The following is a 1,061-nucleotide window of genomic DNA, read 5'->3' on the forward strand; positions in this document are numbered from 1 at the left end:
CCGTTGCCCGGAGTGAAAGCACCTTCATGTATTACTTTCTCACCTGCCAGTTTCAGTTTTTCTCCATCCTTGCGGTGCGTTTCGGGAGCTTTTTCACGAAGCACATCAAGAATAGGTTTCTTCAAGCCTTTGATAGAAGCCTTGGCAGGACCTTTCAAATCCAATACGAGAATTTCATTCTCTCCTTCTTTGAGCCAGCAACCCGGCATAAAGAGGGTCTGTTGCGGACCGATTTCCCAGAAACGCCCCATTGCATGACCGTTCACCCAAACCATGCCTTTTCCCCATGTGCTCATATCCAGAAATGTATCTCCTACTTTATCCAGTTTAAAAGTGCTCTTGTAGTAAGCAGGCATAGCCGGTAGTATTTTTGTATCGTTATATTTCTTGTCTTTAATAAAAGAATAATCTACCGGGAAGTTGTACACAGTCCAGTTTTTCAATACCTTAGTCTGATTACCCGAAACTAGTTCCACCTTTTCCGTGATACCTTTGCGGTCGTGAATGGATTTGTCAAAGTTGACACGTCCCATTGCTTCCACCAGAATATCCAGTTGCGTACCTTTTTTCAGTGCGGGCAAAGTCGTAGTAAATTCTCCTTTACGACGGTCCAAACGCGCCAGAAGTTTGCCGTCGGCATAGATTTGCGCCCAGTCGTGCACTTCCGTAATCTTCAAAACGGTTCCTGCGAGGGTTGCTTCAGGCAATGTGGTCCGATACAGAATAGTTCCCCATCCCTGATTGAATTGTTCCATCGGTTGAATATCCACTGTTTGTTTGGCTTCCGGCAAATTCGAGAATAGTGGAGCCACTTTATTGAAATGAATTTCGGGAATCTCAATAACAGGCAAAGCAGCGGGGACTTCAGGCAATGATTCACCGGCCGGAAGATAGTTTTTCAATAAATCGCGAAGCAAGAAAAACTTTTCGGTGGTCCATCCGGCTTCACTGATCGGAGCGTCATAATCGTACGAACTGCACATAGCGGAATAAGCAGGGTTGTTTGCACCTCCCCAATGACCGAAAGTCGTTCCTCCGTGAGTCATATAGAGACTGAAAGA

Annotated in this window: 1 protein-coding gene; it reads right to left on the minus strand. The window is 45.5% G+C overall.

Annotated elements, in window-relative coordinates; genetic code table 11:
• Window positions 1-1,061: beta-galactosidase (locus KFO40_RS25585; protein ID WP_211146948.1), on the minus strand; the 1,061-nt coding region annotated here is incomplete at both ends.

The organism is Bacteroides sp. 1001302B_160321_D4 (assembly GCF_015667765.1).
In the GTDB taxonomy this organism is placed as follows: Bacteria; Bacteroidota; Bacteroidia; order Bacteroidales; family Bacteroidaceae; genus Bacteroides; species Bacteroides xylanisolvens.